The following is a 17,412-nucleotide window of genomic DNA, read 5'->3' on the forward strand; positions in this document are numbered from 1 at the left end:
GGCATTGCCAATCTCTATCAGGAGATGCTGGGTGGATCGTCGGTCAATGTGGCGGGCGTCGATTTTGACACCGACAATGACCGGACCTGGGGCGGCATCGGCGCTGGCGGTACCTATGCCTGGGCCGACAACAAATATGCCCTCTATGGCGAAGGCTCCATCAACACATCCCTCAATCACTTCGCCGACAGCTACACCCTCAAGGGCAATATCGGCTTCAAGGTCAAGTGGTAGACCAAAACATAGCCTCACACACATCAAGGCCCCGGTAACAACCGGGGCTTTCCTGCCGAAGCAAATCGGAACGTTCTGCCAGCGGCTCATATGTGATAGCTGCAAAAACCGGGCTGAAGTGGCCCGCATCGGTTTGTTGCGGTGAATGCATCCAGCAGTCGGCCAATATGCTAACTGTCTGCATGCTTGGCGGAATCTGGCCTGAATGAAGCGGGAATCGATAAAATTGTTCTTTTGAGAGAAAAGGCTAAAGCACCGATTTGATCCGATCAACCGCGCTCGGATGGTTGTCTATTATTCCAAAAGGGAGCATAAACAGGCGATTTGTATTAAAGTAATTATTAATTTAATTATTAATATTATACTGAAATTATTATCTTTTTACTTTACTTTGTTGCGTGATTTTGACATAAATAGATTACTTTAGTTTCGAAGTGGATTTTTATTTTCCATATTTTCGAGTTATTAATCGCTTCATTAGATCTATGGGTATCAATATTATTATATTATTGAATAATATATAGTTAATCATTTCTCTTGAAATGAAGGTTGAGTTCTATCTTATCATTTAAGGAAGATGAGAGAAATTTCTCAAGAAGGGTATATAATAGTTATGCATGTTTACAATCATCGTCATTCTCTGATCGCAATCGCTGCGGCACTTTTGCTCTGCTCCACGAGTTCAGCCGTGCTGGCGCGCGATCTTTCCAGAGGCAGTGCTGACGTCGAGCCGGGAGATCCGGTTGAAAACTGGATTTTGACCAACGGTGCGACCTTGAATGTGCATCCAGGCGGCGAAACTGACAGAATTCATGCCAATGCGTCGACGGTCAACATTGATGGTGGTATAGTTGACACTGAAGACGGCGTTCATGGCGGGGTAGATCTCGAAAATGGAAGTACCGCTAATATTTCTGGTGCGAGGATTTCCTCTATCGGTGGCTTAGGGACTGTGTCAGCCTGGCACGGGTCTGTCGCCAATATCGCCAACAGCAATATTTTCAACAGCACTGCGAACGCCGACTACGTTACTTACGGAACCGTGAATCTTTCAAGCTCCACCGCGCAGGGGACGTCCAACCCTGGTGTGGTGTTCACGAACGGCAAATTGAATGTCACAGATAAGAGCAGCCTTAAGGGCACTCAAGGTCTTTGGATTTTAACAGATCTACGTAATCGCGACCCTCTCGATATTGGGCGGAAGGCCGTTATCGATAATTCTACGGTTCAGGGGCAAGACGGCAGCGCAATTTTAGTGGAATCTCGCTATATACGTTCCAACACCAGTGCTGACATTCTGGTCGCCAATGGGTCTAAGCTGCTTTCCAGCAACGGGATTGCGCTGGAGGTAATAGGAGGCCGATGGTCAGACGGGACTCTTCTTCATTCTACTGTCAATTTCACGGTAGACAATAGCGCCATCGATGGCGATGTCGTTGTTGATGAACTTAGTACTGCGGACGTTACCCTTCGCAATAATGCGAGCCTGAAGGGGAAACTGTCGGGTGTCGGCAACCTGACGCTGAATTCGGGTGGAACCTGGAAGATGGTTGCCGACGGCGGCGTGACCAATCTTGCCATGAATGGCGGCGTGGTGGAAATCAGCGACGGGTCGGGCGACGCATTCCACACACTGACTGTCGGTACGCTGTCAGGTACAGGCACTTTTGCGGCGGGCACCCATCTCGGCGTAGCTGAGGGCGACAAGCTCGTCGTCACTGAGGCGGGCGGCGCTAACGGCGATTTCATGCTGCGCATTAAAAACAGTGGCGCGGAGCCGACAGTGGCAAATGCGCTGACCGTGATCGAAACCAATGGCGGCAATGCCAGGTTTGCCGTCGAAGGCGGCGCGGTTGATTTTGGAGCCTACAAATATTACCTGAACAAGGTCGGTGATAACTGGCAACTATGGGGTAAGAGGGGCGAGGGGCCGGTTGATCCTGTCGATCCAGTGCGTCCGGCAGAGCTGTCAGAAAGCGCGAAGACGGTCATAAGCCTGGATGCCGCGGCGGCCAACATCTGGTATGCAGAAACCGGGACGCTGCGCCAACGCCTTGGTGACGTGCGCATGGGCAAGGGCGAAAATGGCCTTTGGGGGCGTTCCTACGGCCGTGATCTCAACGGCAATGGTGCAGGCGGCACCGATTTCGATCAGTCTGTCTGGGGTCTGCAAGCCGGTGCCGAACGCGAAGTCAATCTTGGGGGCTTGCCACTCATCCTTGGTGTCTTTGGTGGTTACTCGAATTCCACCGTTGATCTGGACGGCGGCTCCAAGGGCGAAGTCGATTCCGGCTATGGCGGTCTTTATGCAACGTGGCTCGGTAATGACGGGCTCTATGTGGACGGTCTTTTCAAAGTCAATCGCTTCGCCAACGATGCGCGCGTGGTGATGAGCGATGGCGCGGGCGCGCAAGGCGATTACAGCGCCACTGGCGTCGGCGGTCAGATCGAGATTGGCAAGACCTATGAACTTGCTTCCGGCTGGTATGCCGAACCATTCGCCCAGTTGTCGGCACTGCGCATCGGCTCGTTCGATTATACCCTCGATAACGATATGTCGGCGCATGGTAACGCCTATGGTTCGGTGCAGGGCCGCATCGGCGCCACCTTCGGCCGAAATCTCAAGCTGGATAATGGCGGTATTTTCCAGCCCTATGTTCGTGTGGCCGTGGCGCAGGAATTCGTGGACTCCAACAAGCTGCGGATCAATACGGTCGACTTCAACAACGCCTTCAACGGCACGCGCGGTGAAGTTGGCGTGGGGTTTGCCTACCAGCTGCGCGATGCGCTGAGTGTGCATGCCGACATGGATTTCTCCGGCGGCAAGGATATTTCCCGTAATTGGGGCGGCAATATCGGCGTAAGCTACAAGTTCTGAAACCTGGCTCCCAAAGCGGGAGCCAATTCCATCCGCGCGGCTCCGGCGGGGCGGGGCGATATGCCGAAGCGCGGAGACTTCCGGCGGCCCTTAAGCCGCCGGCAGAGATTGTTCTTATTTCGGCTTGACGTCCATCGCCAAAGTGTCTTCATCAGAGCGCGGCGTATAGGAAATCTTGTCCTTTTTCACGCCCCATGCCGACATGTTCACGGCGAGCGGCAGGTCTGGCCTGTCTGTCGAAACAAGCAGATTGGCCTTTTCAAGGAGAGCACCGCGCTTGGCCTCGTCCATTTCACTGCCAGCATCTTCAATCAGTTTGTCCATTTCCGGGTTGGAATATCCACGCGTGTTGAAAGCGCCCAGTGATTTTTCCGGATCATTGGTATGCATCAGTGAAGAGAGCATGTAGTTGGATTCACCCGTCAGTGTGCCCCAGGAGGCCATGTAAAGCGAATAATCTCCACGCGTCTTGGCCGGATTGAACACTGCCGCAGGAACGCCGCTGACATCGACCTGAACATTGATCGCGGCCAACAACTGGGCGATTGTCGGTCCCAGTTCCATCGGCATACGGTCATTGGCATAGTTCAGCGACACCTTGAAACCGTCAGGATAACCGGCATCTGTCATCAACTTGGCAGCCTTCTCGACGTCATATGCAGCCGGAGCGATATCTTTGTTGTAGCCAAAGATATTGGAAGCCACCATTTGCGTCGGAACCGAGCCCATGCCTTCCAGCGCGACTTCCGTGATTGTCTGGCGATCAATGGCCAGATCGAATGCCTCACGCACACGCGGGTCGAGGAACGGATTCTTTTCCAGTTTCTTGCCGGACTTGTCCCATACCATCGGCGTTTCCTTGCGGAAATCGAACTCCAGATAGGGGATATAGACGGACTCATCCTTCACGACTTCCAGCTTCGGATCGGATTCCAATGCCGCAAGATCGGTCGAGGGGACCTTGGATATCAGGTCAACCTGCCCGGCCTTCAGCTGTGCGACGCGGGCGGCATCATTTGGAATCTCCTTGCGCACCACCTGGTCCCACGGCTGGACGCCACCCCAATAACCGTCGAACTTTTCCAGCACCAGATCCTGCGTGGGAGCCCATTTGACAAACTTGTAAGGGCCGGTGCCAATTGTAGCCTTGCCTGAATTGAAGCCGTCGGCAGCCGTTTCCTTGGTCGAATAATCTGCCGCAGCCTTGTGGGAAACAATAAACAGACGCACGAAATCATTTGGCAAAGTCGGCGCGGATCCAACTGTGGTCACACGGACAGTTAGCGGATCAACCACTTCCACACCCTTCACCCGGCGAACATAAATGGTGGAAGGATTTGGCCCTGTCACATTGGGAATGCGCTCAATCGAGAACTTCACGTCCTCGGCGGTGAAATCCGTACCATCATGGAATTTGACACCTTCACGCAGCTTGAATTCCCACGTCGTCTCATCGACTGGTTTCCAGCTCACAGCCAGTGATGGCTCCACTTCAAGCTTGTTGCCTGATTTCAAAAGCGTGTCGAAGACATGCTTGGTCGCTTCGGCGTTCGCGGAGGTTGCCGTAAAATGCGGGTCCATCGAAGCTGGCCCGGATTTCGTCGCAATGACGAGATCGGCTGCCATCGCAGACAGCGGCATCATCAGTGTTGATGCCAGCAAGGCGGTGTTGAATATCGCGCGAATGGTCATCCTATTCCCCTTTTCTCATTGTATTGATCATCAGTAAAATCCGCGGCCAGCGGGCTTGCCCTTATCGGTCGGTACAGGCTTTCTCAGCTATCTTCGCCCTCGGCCGCTTCTGAATCGGCAGCGAGCTGTTGCGGCCAGTTTTCAGAGGCCACCACCAGCTTGGTCAGAATTTCGGACAGGTTTAAACGTTCGGCGGGTGACAGGCATTCGAGCATGATCCGCTCGTGATCCATCATCCTGCCCTCGACAGCTTCAACGGCGGAGCGCCCTTTTTCTGTCAGCCTTAATGCAACGCGGCGCTGATCAATGGGGTCGAGATCGCGGCTGATCATACCCAGCGTGTCCAGCTTGTTCACGGCGCGGCTCAACGTATTTTTCGGAAAGCCGGACGAGCGCACGACTTCGGTCAGGGTCAGTTCGTCGCTCAGATAGAGCGACCAGAGCACAACAAATTCCGGTCGCAACAGGCCGAGCTGCTGCTGGATCAATCCGTAGACGGGATTGTTGAACCGCAACGCCAGATAGTTCAATCGGAAGGAAAGCCAGCACGGATTTCGCCAAAGCTTGGGATAAAGGGGGTCACCTTCCGAAAGGCTCGACAGCCCCGGTTCCTCCCTCCCGGCGCGCCCTTCATAAAGGGCTGTACGCAACAGATCGTCCATCGGCAAATCCTCGAAGATTTTCCAATTAGTACTATTTGGAACGATATTTAAAAATAATCTTGCGTCAACTCTATTTTTTTGTTCCTAATGGAACCGAATTAAAAATTAAAATATGGGGACGCCGTCGTACAGCCTCTTCTCAAGGGGTAAGCGCGCACTGGGTGCCAATCGGAAAATTGCAGGAGACGAAAATGCGTATTCAGGACATGCATTGGTCGCAGGTCGAAGCACGTGTGAAGGAGGATGATCGTTGTGTGATCCCGATCGGGTCCGTCGAGCAACACGCCTATCTGAGCCTTGCGACTGATATGATTCTGGCTGAACGGGTCGCCGTGGAGGCAGCCGAACCAACAGGCGTGCCGGTGTTTCCTTGCCTGCCCTATGGGATGGCCTCCGGCTTCGCTGATTTCCCCGGTACAATTACGTTGACGCTACGGACCTACATCAATGTGATCGAGGATATTCTGAACAGCGTTTACCATGCAGGTTTCCGCCGTATCCTGATCGTTAATGGCCATGGCGGCAATACGCCGATCAACCCGCTCCTTTCGGAATGGATGAACAGCCATCGGGATAGTTCGGTCAAGTTTCATGACTGGTGGCGCGCTCCGAAAACCATGACAAAAGTGTTGGAGATAGACCCTGCCGCCAGCCATGCCAGCTGGATGGAAAACTTTCCGTGGACCCGTCTGGAAGGTGCGCCGGTTCCCAATTTCCAGAAGGAGCGCATCGATTTTGCCGCGTCCGCACGGGTCGATGCAGGCAGAAAGCGCGAGCGTATTGCCGAGGGCAACTATCACGGCGTCTTTCAGCGGCCCGATCAGGACATGATGGAAATCTGGAAAGTGGCTGTTGAGGAAACTCGCCACGAGATCGAGCATGACTGGCATTAGGGCGCCATACGTCCATCTGGGTGTACGAATGTCGTTCCAGTTTTAAACCCATGCATCGGCTTTCCAAAATCGATCCCGATTTTGAGCTGGTGCGGCAGATCGGTTCCGGTCACCACGAAATCGCCGGAACCGGTCTGACTATTTGTTTTCGCATTATCCTACGCAAAGCCGCTTCGCACTTTTGCGGGAAATGCTCTAACCAGAGAAAAGCCAATGGCCTCATTCATTCTGCGCAGGTCAGGACAGGCGCTCATCGTCCTGGTAGTCATGTCCCTTCTCGTGTTCATTGGCGTTTACGTCATCGGCAATCCCATTGACGTGCTTATCTCGCCGGATGTGACGCAGGAAATCCGCCAGCGGGTTATCGAGGAATATGGTCTCAATCAACCGCTCTGGAAACAGTATGCCGACTTCGTCGCCAAGACCGTCAGCGGAGATTTCGGCAGATCATTCGTGTTCAACATGCCGGTCAGCGAATTGATTGCCCAGCGGCTACCCGCCACGCTGGAACTTGCTGTTATCGCCGTTTTGCTGGCCTCCCTGATCGGCATTCCTTTAGGCGTTTATGCTGGCTACAAACCGGACGGCATTGTTTCAAAGCTGATCATGGCCGGCTCGATACTCGGCTTTTCCGTGCCCACCTTCTGGATCGGATTGATGCTGATCATGGTGTTTGCGGTTCAGCTCGGTCTGCTGCCCGCTGGGGGCCGGGGAGCGACCGCCGATGTTTTCGGAATTCCGTTTTCGTTTCTGACCCGGGATGGCTGGTCGCATCTCCTGCTGCCGGTTTTCAATCTGGCATTGTTCAAGATGGCGATGATGTGCCGCCTGGCAGCAGCGGGCACCCGTGAAATCATGACCACCGACACGATTAAATTTGCCCGCGCCGCGGGCATCCCTGAACAAGTAATTCTGCGCCGGCATGTCTTGAAACTGATCTCCATTCCGCTCGTTACGGTGTTCGGTCTGGAACTCGGCTCGACGCTTGCATTTGCTCTCGTCACGGAAACCATTTTCAATTGGCCGGGACTTGGAAAGCTCATCGTCGACTCCATCGCGTCGCTCGATCGCCCTGTCATGGTCGCCTATCTGATGATGGTCGCCATACTTTTTGTCGTCATCAACCTGTGCGTCGATCTGGCTTATGCAGCCCTTGATCCGCGACTGCGCCAGAAAGGTCGCTGAGATGACTGAAACAGTATCAACTCAACCCATCGCTGCAACAGTCGGAACATCTCCTGTGAGGGAGTTCTGGCGGGCTTTTTCAAGAAACAAGGTGGCGGTTATCGCGCTGGCGGTGGTCACCATCATTGCATTGCTGGCCATATTTGCACCGTGGATTACGCCGCAAGATCCCTACGACCTCAAGTCGCTGGTGCTGCGCGATGCGCGCCGTCCTCCGGGTTATGTGGGCGCTGGCGGCATGCACTATCTGCTCGGTTCGGACAGCCAGGGACGCGACCTGTTGTCCGCTATCATCTACGGCTTGCGCATATCGCTCGAAATGGGGCTGATCGCAGGCGCTATCGCGTTCAGCCTCGGCGCGGTTGTCGGCTGCTTTGCTGCCTATCTCGGCGGAAGGACAGAGACGTTCATCATGCGTCTTGTCGATGTGCAATTGTCGTTTCCCGCGATCCTTTTGGCTTTCGTGGTTGCGGCTGTGCTCGGGCAGGGGAAATGGCAGCTTATTCTGGCCCTCGTCTTCGCCCAATATGCCTATTTCGTGCGCACTGCACACGGCGCTGCCTCTGCGGAACGGCAGAAGGATTACGTGCAGGCCGCGCTTTCGGTGCCAATGAGCGGCTGGCACGTGGTGACAAGACATATCCTGCCCAACTCCCTGCCGCCGCTTATTGTCGTTGCGACTGTGCAGGTCGCGTCAGCCATTTCGCTTGAAGCAACGCTCTCGTTTCTCGGCGTTGGTCTTCCTCCGACGGAACCATCCCTGGGCATGCTGATCGCCAACGGCTTCCAATATCTTCTGTCAGGCCGCTACTGGATTTCCATTTATCCGGGCGTTGCACTAATCGTTCTGATCATGGCCATCAATCTCATGGGCGACCAGATCAGGGATATATTGAACCCGAGGTTGCGCAAATGACCGCTCTGTTACATGTCGATAACCTGCGAACCTATTTCGAGACCGACCGCGGCATAGTGAAATCCGTCGATGGCATTTCGTTCCAGCTCGGCAGGGGCGAGATCCTCGGCCTGGTGGGAGAATCCGGGTCCGGCAAGTCGATCACCGGCTTCTCGCTTATCGGACTGATCGACAAGCCGGGCAAAATTCAATCCGGCAGCTCCATCCGGTTTGAAGGCAAGGAACTGGTCGGACTGCCGGAAAGCCAGTTGCGCCGCATGCGTGGCCGGGAAATCGCGATGGTCTTTCAAGACCCGATGATGACCCTCAATCCGGTTCTCAAGGTGATTGACCAGATCGCCATGGCGATCCGTGCCCATGAAAAGGCCTCGGATACGGAAGTGCGCCGCAGAGCCGTTGAAGCTCTGGCCCGCGTGCGCATCGTTGAGCCGGAAAAGAAGGTCGATCAGTATCCGCACGAATTTTCTGGCGGCATGCGTCAGCGAGTGGCGATTGCCATCGCTTTGCTTCACAAGCCGAAACTGGTCATCGCAGACGAACCGACGACAGCGCTCGACGTGTCTGTACAGGCTGAAATCCTGAAAGAGGTTAAGGCGCTCGTTGCCGAACTCGGCATTTCGATGATCTGGATCAGCCACGATCTCGCGACAATTGCCTCGATTTCGCAAAAGATAGCCGTCATGCGGCTTGGCAAGATCGTCGAGAAAGGTAATGTTGCCGATGTTCTGGGATCACCCCAACATCCTTACACAAAGGGACTGCTGGACGCCCTGCCGTCGCGAAAGCAACCCGGAGAGCTCCTGACCTCAAACGCAACCGAGAGCGTTGGGCATTTTTCTGCCGCGCAAGCAAAGATCGGCAAGCCGGCCGAACCCAATCCGAACTTCGTGACGGCCAAGGATGTCACAATGGTTTTCCAAAAGCCGGTCGGTTCGCTTGGCCGTTTCGCACAGCGGCTCGGTCTGGCGAAACCGCCGCACGCGGTCCGTGCAGTCCAGTCGGCAAATCTTACGATTGCGCGCGGCGAAGTGCTGGGTCTTGTCGGCGAATCCGGTTCGGGAAAGTCGACGCTGGGCCGCATCATTTGCGGCATCTCCACGCCCACATCTGGAAATGTTCAGGTAGATGGTCGCAAACTACGGGAGAATGAGCGCAAGATCGGGACGTCCGTCCAAATGATCTTTCAGGACCCCTTTGCCTCACTCGATCCGCGCCGCACCATATTTCAGTCGGTTGCCGAGGGACCCATCGCCCACGGGTTTTGCACCAAGAAAGACGCACGAGATTACGTCAATGGCTGGCTGAAATCGGTTGCCTTCGATCCTTCATTGGCCGACCGTTATCCTCACCAGTTTTCGGGTGGGCAACGACAGCGCATCGCCATAGCACGGGCGCTGGCAATGCAGCCGGAACTGATCGTTTGCGATGAACCCGTGGCTTCGCTTGATGTTTCGATCCAGGCGCAGGTTATCAACCTGCTGCTTGAGCTGCGGAAAAGCCTCAACCTGACTTTGCTTTTCATCAGCCATGATTTGTCCGTGGTGCGCCATCTTTGCGACCGGGTTGTCGTCATGCACCACGGCAAGATTGTCGAGGAAGGCGCTGTTTCTGATATATTCGCCGCGCCACGGCAACCATATACGCGCATGCTGTTGGACGCGGTGCCCAAGCTTGCCTGGTGACAAGCACACCGGGTCGAACGCAAGTTTCACATCGCAACCATGAGGATTCATGATTACGATGTTTGGAAACCGTCTGGGCCGATACGGGCTGTGTCGGTGGCGGCTCCGATATCGAGAAACAGATCCGTCATGATTTGCATGCCCTGTCGCGCGATCGAAAGTAGCGCATGTTCGTTTGGTCCGTGCTGACAGCACTCGGCATAACTGTGCGGCACCCATATGGTGGGCAAACCAAGAATATCGGTAAACATGTCATTTGGCAGTGAGCCGGCCAGATTGGGTAAAATATGTGGCCGTTGTCCGATGCTTCGCGCAATTGAGCTGCAGACGAAGTTCACCCAGGGGTGATCGAGCGCGGAACGCGTCGCCTTGAATGCTTCGCCACGGCACGAGACATCTACCCTGTTGAAGCCGTGTGCATCCAGATGACGTCTGAGAGCAGGCACGATGTCGTCCATGTCCGTTCCGACCACGAAACGCAACTGGCCGACAGCCCGCGCCGTTGTTGAAATTGCCGATTGGGGTGCATCGATCGTTCCCGAAGACAGGGCAAGAACCGCGAAGGAATTCCAGCCAAAGACCCGTTCTGAAGGGGTCAGGGCTTCTTCGCCCCATTCGGGATCATGCTGACGATAGGGTAGGTCTGCCAACGCAGCACGTACCTCGTTCGACAGGCTGTCTGGACGCCACTCGGGAATTTTTATCTGGCCCCGGCTGTCCGTAATGCTTGCCAGAGCATGCGCCAGAATGATCCCGGGATCGGCCAGAAGCCCGCCGAAGTTGCCGGAATGATGATCCTCGTCTCGTAGCCGCACCGTAAAGTCGATATCAACCGCTCCGCGGGAGCCCATGAAAACGGTTGGAATAGCAGGTGAAAGGCGCGGTCCATCGGAAGCGATCAATACATCTGCCGCGAGTTCGCCGCGCTTCATTTCAAGGAACTCTCGCAAGCCGGGAGAGCCGGTTTCCTCGCCCATTTCCAATATGAACTTGACATTGAATCCAAGCTTCCCCTTCGCCTTGAGCAGCAGGCCAAGGGCAGTGATGTTGATCAGATGCTGGATCTTGTTGTCAGCAGTGCCGCGCCCGTAGAGGCGGTCATCTTCCTGCACCAACTCAAATGGATGCAGGCCCGCGCGCCAGCGATGTGCTTCGCCGTTGCAGACATCCCCATGGCCGTAAACAAGGATGGTTGGCAGAGCCGCGTCCTCAAGATATCGGGCGATCATCAGCGGGGGACCGTCAGGCAGCGGATTATCGTAGACCGTCGTATCGAAGCCATAGCCTCGAAGCAGCGGGCTGATGTCGTCTGTCAGATAGGCGCGCAATGCATCTGGGGTGCCTTCGGATTGGCTGATGGAGCGGCGGGCCACCAGGCGCCCGAGGTCGCCTGCCAGTTGACCGCTTTCGACATAATTCAGGGCTTGGGCATGGTAGGCTTTTCGGGACGTCATGGTAGATACTCGGTGCTGGTAATAGGATTTGTAAGAACACAACAGGCGCGTCGGATCAATCCGGCGAAGCGAAAGCTTGTACTCAATCCCGCTCACAGAGGGGTGATATCGAAGCCGAACCATTTTTCAGAGAGTGCCTTATGGTGCCGAGACGCAATCGTCCTGGACATGGCGCGGCAATAAAAGGCGGTGCTCGATCAGCTGGAAGGTGTGTACCTACAATCGCTGAGGTCTCTTGGGGGAACCTTTCATCGACTTCGCAGCATCGGCCGGCAAACCGGAATCGATTTTCGGGCCGATGCACCAAACAGTCGAAGAAGACTTCTTTCTCCGAGTACGACGCAGGCCCTTTTTAGCGGTTTCTTACGCGCAAGATATGCGAAAAGGCCCCCGCGCGAGGGCGCAGGGGCGAATGGGTGCACAGATTAAAGGGAGGAAGCATCCGAGGGGAGGCGCTTCCCTGAAAATTAAACAAATGCAAATATTACTTTTTAGCCGACATTGGAGCCAAATGTTCTTCGTTCTAACAATAGAAATAGAAAGCATCTTTTGTCATTGCAAATCAATCGCAACAAGTAGATGGAGAAAAATTGGGACCATGAAATTTGCGATGGCAACGTCGTGACGAGAAGCCATGGTCTGTTGCAAACAGTCAGGCCATTTGCCGCCTGGGATGCGGGAAGAAAGGTCGCTTTAACCCTTTGCTTTGCCGAACCTTTTCTGATCTGGAAGAGCTCTATTGTTCCATAGTGCGGCGCAGGAACAATGCTTCGGCTATTGTAGAGAGGTCCTTGTGGCGGGCACTCAGCACGAATCCGGCAAAGCGCTGGCTATCCAGTCTTGGGTTCTCCGGCAGGGCGAATATAAAGGGTATGGCATCCAGTTCCAGTTGGGCGATGAGCGGCAGCACTGCGTCCGGCTCCAGCGCGACATCCATAACGACAGCGTCTACCGCCCCGGTTTCCAGATAATTCAGTGCCTGATTGGCCGTACTGACCGGGCCAAGCACGATAGCTCCGGCATTCACCAGTCTGGCGGCTGCTTCTTCCGATAGCAGAAACCCGTCTTCAAAAATCAGAATGCGCTTTCCCGAGAATAGACGCATAATATCATCACTTGACTTATTCATTAAAAACAGTTGGCCATGTCCAGGACCAAATGACAAGATGCCTCGTGCTGAATCCACATCACGAGCCACAGTGCGAGAGCGCGGGATACTGTGCCTGAATAACACTATCTAGGCTCCCTCCATGATATCGTGCAGTTTGTGACGAGCGCGATGCAGGCGGCTTTTCACCGTGCCTATCGAGCAATCGCAAAGCTCCGCGGTACGCTCATAGCTCTTCCCTTCCAACACAACCATCGCCAATACCCGGCGATATTTGTGGGGCAGGGTCGCCATGGCTGTCTGCACATCATGGGCTTCAAGGGTCAGTTCCTGCGATGCTTCGACCGAGGCTATTGGAGAGACACACTCGACGGCACCTGGTGCTTCGCGTTTCTGAATACGAATCCGGGTGCAGAATGTGTTGCGCATGATCGTAAAAAGCCACGATTTAAGCGGTGAATAGGGCGTATATTTTTCCCGGTTGGCCAGTGCCTTCATCAAGGTTTCCTGAACGAGATCTTCAGCATCTTCCTTCTGGCTGTAGAATGTGCGGGAAAAAGCGCGAAGAGCCGGTATCATCTCAACAAGCTGATCCGGCTGAAGCATGTAGTCGGGATCTGGGGTGAACGACATCGGTGTGGCCTTTCCGGATCAATGTCCGGGTTGAAAATGGGGCGGCACAAGGCCGCCCCTTTTGGTAAGTTACGAATTCTTATGGCTCTGCTGGCCTGCCTTCACATGCTGTTCGTGGGTTCCGCCACGGGAAGATGACTGCTGCTTGTCGCCGCCGCCTCGGCTGCTTGCTTGCTTGCCGTCGTTCTTGTGGCTCTGCTGGCCGGCCTTCACGTGTTGTTCGTGTGTGCCACCTTGCGTGTGATTCTGTGCCATTCTCTTTCCTTTCAGTGGTTCCAAACCAATGATTTTGGGAGTTGAGTTTGTCGCGCGTGACATAAACCTAACCTTGGGGCCTGAAGGATGTTCCAAGAAAAAGCCTGTAATAAACTTCACGTTTGGGAGGAGCGCCCGAACTCCGCAACTTCAGCGAGGTCCTTCAGGAATATCGCCCGTTCGCGGTCAAAACCGCTTCTGCCGCGTAAACGCAGCAGATAGGATGGGTGGATGGTTACAAAGATGCGGCGGTTTTCATGCTGCATGGGACGACCGCGCGCTGCTGCGATCTTCACGGGCTTGCCAAAAACGGCGCGTGCGGCGACTGCGCCCAGCGCCACGATGATATGCGGTGACACAAGTTCAATTTCCTGCTCGAGCCACCAGCGACAGGCTTCTATGTGGCTGGTCGACGGGCGCTGGTGGAGGCGTCTTTTGCCACGCTGGATGTGGCGAAAATGTTTGACCGCGTTGGTAACGTAGCACCGCTCGCGCTGGATGCCGACTTCGGCGAGACAGGCGTCAAAAACCTGGCCCGCGGGACCGATCAATGGTCGCCCGCCGATATCCTCCTTGTCGCCCGGCTGTTCGGCGACGAAGAAAATTCGCGCCCCGACCGGGCCTTCGCCGAAGACGGTCTGTGTCGCATCCTTGTAGAGCTCGCAACGCCGACAAGTCCGCGCTTCGGCGCAGACTTGCTCAAGGTCAGGCGGGTGATGTGTCGTTGCCGGGGCCGGGATCGTCATTGCCGCCCCGTGGCGGAAGGCGGCGGTTGCGATTCCGTGGATGCCGGTGGTTTGCTGTTGTCATCCATGAAACCACGTCCTGGACGCATCTTTCCGTAAAATTCCACCACGCCCCAGACAATCATTGCCAGCAACAGGCTCGAAAGGAGGATCGTCAGGATACGCCGTCCATTCAAACCCTGACGAGCCCTGCGCGGATCTACCTCTTTCATCGGTCGCTCCGCCTAGCCCCAGCGCTGACGTTCGCGTTCGATCTCGTCCGCCGTGTAGGGCGCGGCTGACGCATTGAAATTCTCCCATCCTTCTTCGAGATAAGCGTCTCGTCTCTGGCCTATATTGACGCGGCCCCAGTCTTCTAGAATGGCTTCGACCTTCCCGCGCTCGGCTTCGTCGCAACGAACCGCGACCAGAGTGCTGCCTCGGCGAACGGCTTCGCTGTAGGCTTGCGCTTCTTCTTCGGGTACGCCGGTGTCGACGAGAGCCCCAACGATACCGCCCGTAACGCCGCCAGCTGTGGCGCCGCCGACCAGCCCTACCAGTGTTGCGGTGAGCCAGCCGCCCGCCACGACCGGGCCGACGCCCGGAATCGACAGGAGACCCAGCCCCGTCAGCAATCCGGCACCACCGCCCGCGACCGCGCCGATACCGGCACCGGTTTCGACGCCGGTAACGGCGCCATCGTCGCCTTTCAGCGCATCGCCAGCATATCGGCCGTCTGTGTTGTTCGAAATCAGGCTGATATTTTCAGAAGAAATTCCCGCTTCCTCGAGGGCACGGACAGCATCGGCCGCTTCATCATAGTTGTCGAATAGACCTGTGATATAAGCCATTTTCATCTCCTTTAATTCGTTTGCCGGTTACAGCCGGGTCACTGCGTGGTGATGTTTCCCTGGAAATCGAAAAGAACCTTGACGGGCTGGCCGTTGCGCGCAGCGTCGGCGCGCCAGACGCCGTCCTCACCGAGCTGAAGGTGCATGATGTTGGTGTAGCCTTCTTCGGTAAGGCGTTCCTTCACCTGATCTTCGGTAAAGCTGTTCTGCCCCGGTACGGGCGCCTTCGGGTTTTTCTCTCCGGGTGTCGTAACAGCGGGCGTTTGCGGTTCTGCGGAAGGGGCGGTTTGGGCAAACGCTGCCGGCGTGACCAGCAGGAAAACCGCGCCTGCGACATATCGAATAGACTGTTTCATCGTTGGCTCCCTTGTTTCTGAGAGACTGTCCCAACCAACGAGCTCGATGAATGTTCCCTCGGGAATATTTCCCGTGGAAATTCAACGGGCACCGAGAACCATTTCTCTGATCCAGCGGGTCAGGAGCTGGTTGTAGGTCTTTTGATGACGCTCTTCGGAGAGCGCATGGTCAGCGCCGTCCAACATCCGAACGGTCAGCGAACGGGCATTGATGAACGCGGTTTGATAGCTCGCTACTGTCGGGTGAGGGACGATGACGTCATGCTCGGACTCGACCAGCAGCACATCGCCGCGAAATTCCCGCGCCTGCCGCAAGGCCCGATTGTCGTCATAACTAACCAGTGCCGAGCGATAGGATTGCAGGTCCCTGCGATCGAGCCTTGCCTTGGGAACCTGCCAGAGTTCGTCACGATAAAGGGCGGGAGCTCTGAGCGCCAGCCAGCGAACGGGACGAAACTCGGTCAGCAATGTCGCGAGATATCCGCCGTAACTGCTGCCTATGACAACAATCGAGTCGTCCTCAACCATTTTGAGGCTGGCCAGACTGTCATAGGCCGCGATTGCGTCATCCAGGTTTTCACCGCGCGTTACGGTCTTGTTGCTGGAGAGTAAATCCCCGTGGCCGCGCATATCGAAGGTGAGGCAGACGCAGCCGAGGGCGGATATCCCATTCGCCCTCTCGATATCGCGTTTCTGACTGCCGGCCCAGCCATGAAGAAAGAGAACGCCGGGAATGGTGGTGTCTGGAGAGATTACAGTTGCGGCCAGTTCATACTGGTCGACACTGACGGCGGTATCGTTACGGATCATGATAGATTTTCTCGATTCTCGCATATTTATGCAGGGGCTGCCCGAGATCATCCCCACCGGAATAAACGATGAAATCATCCTCCCGGAATGTCGGCGCTTCGTCGCGGCTCTCATGCAAAACGGCTTGCACGGCGGTAACGGTTTCATCCTGCATCAGTTTTTCCATCGCCAGAAGTTCGGCGGGGGAAGCGCCCCCCACACGCCACGACTGTTCCAGTACTCCACAACGCACGCCGTTTTCGGTTATCGGCCCGACAAGAACGTCATAGTTCCTGCGTGAAGCGACAAGTCCAAGATGCTCCTGTGCAGCCTCGTCGTAGCGCCGGGCATTCTCCACGACCTTGCGTGCTGTTGGCGATTGCAGAAGTTGAAGTAGCGCATCCCAGTCGCCACGCACCACGCGCAAGCGGCTGCCGGCATAAAGTTCATTCCCCGCCTTGTCGCGGGACGTATACTGACGGCCCAGATAGGTTGCGATATGGTTTTCAAGCCGGATCTGTCCGACGGAATAGGTGGTGGAATTTTCCACATCCTCTTCCAGAACCAGTCCCTTCGCGATATCGCCCTCTGAAACCGCGGCCAGAAAACAGTCGAGCGAACGAACCGTGTCTATGACGTTTTGGCCTGCACCGCCGGACGCGAATGGGTTCTTGAAGCGCACTTTATGCTTCTTCAGCAAGGTAGTTGCCGCGTCGAGGGCGTGGCGGTGTGAAAACACCGAGAAGCCCGGTAGAACGCAATCCTGCAAACATGCCGCGAAATGTCCCGTCCATCCTTCCGGCAGGTTGTCGTGGTCATGCCAGTGTGGATGGCTAACAAGCTTGGTTGCCATGAAACCGCGGTGGACTATGCCGCCATAGAAGCGGTCTACGGTCATTTCCGGGTTCCCCTCCCGCCGGACGAGGGCAAAGGTCGGGATGAAAAACGTTTCACCGTTTTCATCGAAGCTCTGCCGGGTGGGGAGTAATTGTCGATCCGTCAGGGTAGAGAGACGCGTAGCCAGCGCTTCCGCGCTGGCTACGGTATGGGGGCTGTCGGAAGCCCCGCAGACGACGCGAATTGTCCGCATGGGATCATG

General features: G+C 55.5%; 18 protein-coding genes. 6 read left to right on the forward strand and 12 right to left on the reverse strand.

The features are described from left to right. Both AC0TOF_RS01575 and AC0TOF_RS01580 read left to right on the forward strand, forming a co-directional pair. Window positions 1-234, forward strand: a 234-nt coding sequence (locus tag AC0TOF_RS01575) for an autotransporter outer membrane beta-barrel domain-containing protein (protein WP_473766966.1), incomplete at its 5' end; no start/stop codon positions are given. Window positions 235-847: 613 nt separating this feature from the next. Continuing rightward, the gene (locus AC0TOF_RS01580) at window positions 848-3,112 is read left to right on the forward strand and encodes an autotransporter outer membrane beta-barrel domain-containing protein (RefSeq protein WP_473766967.1); all 2,265 of its coding nucleotides are present in this window, start codon (window positions 848-850) and stop codon (window positions 3,110-3,112) included. Window positions 3,113-3,226: 114 nt separating this feature from the next. Here the strand turns inward: AC0TOF_RS01580 and AC0TOF_RS01585 are convergent, their stop codons facing one another. Both AC0TOF_RS01585 and AC0TOF_RS01590 read right to left on the reverse strand, forming a co-directional pair. After that, window positions 3,227-4,804, reverse strand: coding sequence for an ABC transporter substrate-binding protein (locus AC0TOF_RS01585; protein ID WP_473766968.1), 1,578 nt, complete (start codon window positions 4,802-4,804; stop codon window positions 3,227-3,229). Window positions 4,805-4,887: 83 nt separating this feature from the next. Continuing rightward, entirely contained in the window at window positions 4,888-5,466 is a 579-nt protein-coding gene (locus AC0TOF_RS01590) for a MarR family winged helix-turn-helix transcriptional regulator (protein WP_473766969.1), read from the reverse strand. A 191-nt stretch (window positions 5,467-5,657) separates the two neighbouring features. On the opposite strand from AC0TOF_RS01590, the gene AC0TOF_RS01595 reads away from it, so the two are divergent. From AC0TOF_RS01595 to AC0TOF_RS01610, 4 genes are all read left to right on the forward strand, one after another. Beyond that, window positions 5,658-6,359 (forward strand): creatininase family protein, encoded by a 702-nt coding sequence (locus tag AC0TOF_RS01595; protein ID WP_473766970.1) that lies wholly within the window; start codon window positions 5,658-5,660, stop codon window positions 6,357-6,359. A gap of 213 nt (window positions 6,360-6,572) precedes the next feature. Next, entirely contained in the window at window positions 6,573-7,544 is a 972-nt protein-coding gene (locus AC0TOF_RS01600) for an ABC transporter permease (RefSeq protein WP_473766971.1), read from the forward strand. A 1-nt stretch (window position 7,545) separates the two neighbouring features. Beyond that, a complete protein-coding gene (locus tag AC0TOF_RS01605) occupies window positions 7,546-8,460 on the forward strand; it encodes an ABC transporter permease (protein ID WP_162997287.1) in 915 nt (304 codons plus the stop codon). Continuing rightward, the gene (locus tag AC0TOF_RS01610; RefSeq protein ID WP_473766972.1) at window positions 8,457-10,142 is read left to right on the forward strand and encodes a dipeptide ABC transporter ATP-binding protein; all 1,686 of its coding nucleotides are present in this window, start codon (window positions 8,457-8,459) and stop codon (window positions 10,140-10,142) included. The genes AC0TOF_RS01605 and AC0TOF_RS01610 overlap by 4 nt, the downstream gene beginning before the upstream one ends. Before the next feature lie 53 nt (window positions 10,143-10,195). Here AC0TOF_RS01610 and AC0TOF_RS01615 read toward each other — a convergent pair whose 3' ends face one another. From AC0TOF_RS01615 to AC0TOF_RS01660, 10 genes are all read right to left on the reverse strand, one after another. Then, a complete protein-coding gene (locus AC0TOF_RS01615; protein ID WP_473766973.1) occupies window positions 10,196-11,596 on the reverse strand; it encodes a M20 family metallopeptidase in 1,401 nt (466 codons plus the stop codon). A 736-nt stretch (window positions 11,597-12,332) separates the two neighbouring features. Then, window positions 12,333-12,701 carry a transcriptional regulator gene (locus tag AC0TOF_RS01620; RefSeq protein WP_122000811.1) on the reverse strand — a complete coding sequence of 123 codons (369 nt, stop codon included), beginning with the start codon at window positions 12,699-12,701 and terminating at the stop codon, window positions 12,333-12,335. Window positions 12,702-12,833: 132 nt separating this feature from the next. Further along, window positions 12,834-13,337, reverse strand: coding sequence for an RNA polymerase sigma factor (locus AC0TOF_RS01625; protein WP_473766974.1), 504 nt, complete (start codon window positions 13,335-13,337; stop codon window positions 12,834-12,836). A gap of 69 nt (window positions 13,338-13,406) precedes the next feature. Continuing rightward, window positions 13,407-13,592: a hypothetical protein gene (locus AC0TOF_RS01630; RefSeq protein ID WP_473766975.1), complete on the reverse strand. Its 186-nt coding sequence runs from the start codon at window positions 13,590-13,592 to the stop codon at window positions 13,407-13,409. A 116-nt stretch (window positions 13,593-13,708) separates the two neighbouring features. Next, a complete protein-coding gene (locus AC0TOF_RS01635) occupies window positions 13,709-14,338 on the reverse strand; it encodes a UdgX family uracil-DNA binding protein (protein WP_473766976.1) in 630 nt (209 codons plus the stop codon). Next, the gene (locus AC0TOF_RS01640) at window positions 14,335-14,550 is read right to left on the reverse strand and encodes a hypothetical protein (protein WP_473766977.1); all 216 of its coding nucleotides are present in this window, start codon (window positions 14,548-14,550) and stop codon (window positions 14,335-14,337) included. The genes AC0TOF_RS01635 and AC0TOF_RS01640 overlap by 4 nt, the downstream gene beginning before the upstream one ends. Before the next feature lie 12 nt (window positions 14,551-14,562). Beyond that, complete coding sequence (locus tag AC0TOF_RS01645; RefSeq protein WP_122000806.1) at window positions 14,563-15,168, reverse strand: hypothetical protein; 606 nt, start codon at window positions 15,166-15,168, stop codon at window positions 14,563-14,565. 38 nt (window positions 15,169-15,206) lie between these two features. Next, window positions 15,207-15,524, reverse strand: a complete 318-nt coding sequence (locus AC0TOF_RS01650) for a PepSY domain-containing protein (RefSeq protein ID WP_122000805.1) — start codon at window positions 15,522-15,524, stop codon at window positions 15,207-15,209. A gap of 81 nt (window positions 15,525-15,605) precedes the next feature. Beyond that, window positions 15,606-16,334 (reverse strand): alpha/beta hydrolase family protein, encoded by a 729-nt coding sequence (locus AC0TOF_RS01655; RefSeq protein WP_473766978.1) that lies wholly within the window; start codon window positions 16,332-16,334, stop codon window positions 15,606-15,608. Beyond that, entirely contained in the window at window positions 16,324-17,403 is a 1,080-nt protein-coding gene (locus AC0TOF_RS01660) for a DUF3182 family protein (protein ID WP_473766979.1), read from the reverse strand. Before AC0TOF_RS01660 ends, AC0TOF_RS01655 begins: the two co-directional genes overlap by 11 nt. Window positions 17,404-17,412 lie beyond the last annotated feature (9 nt).

It is taken from the genome of Ochrobactrum sp. PL_is501 (assembly GCF_055816895.1).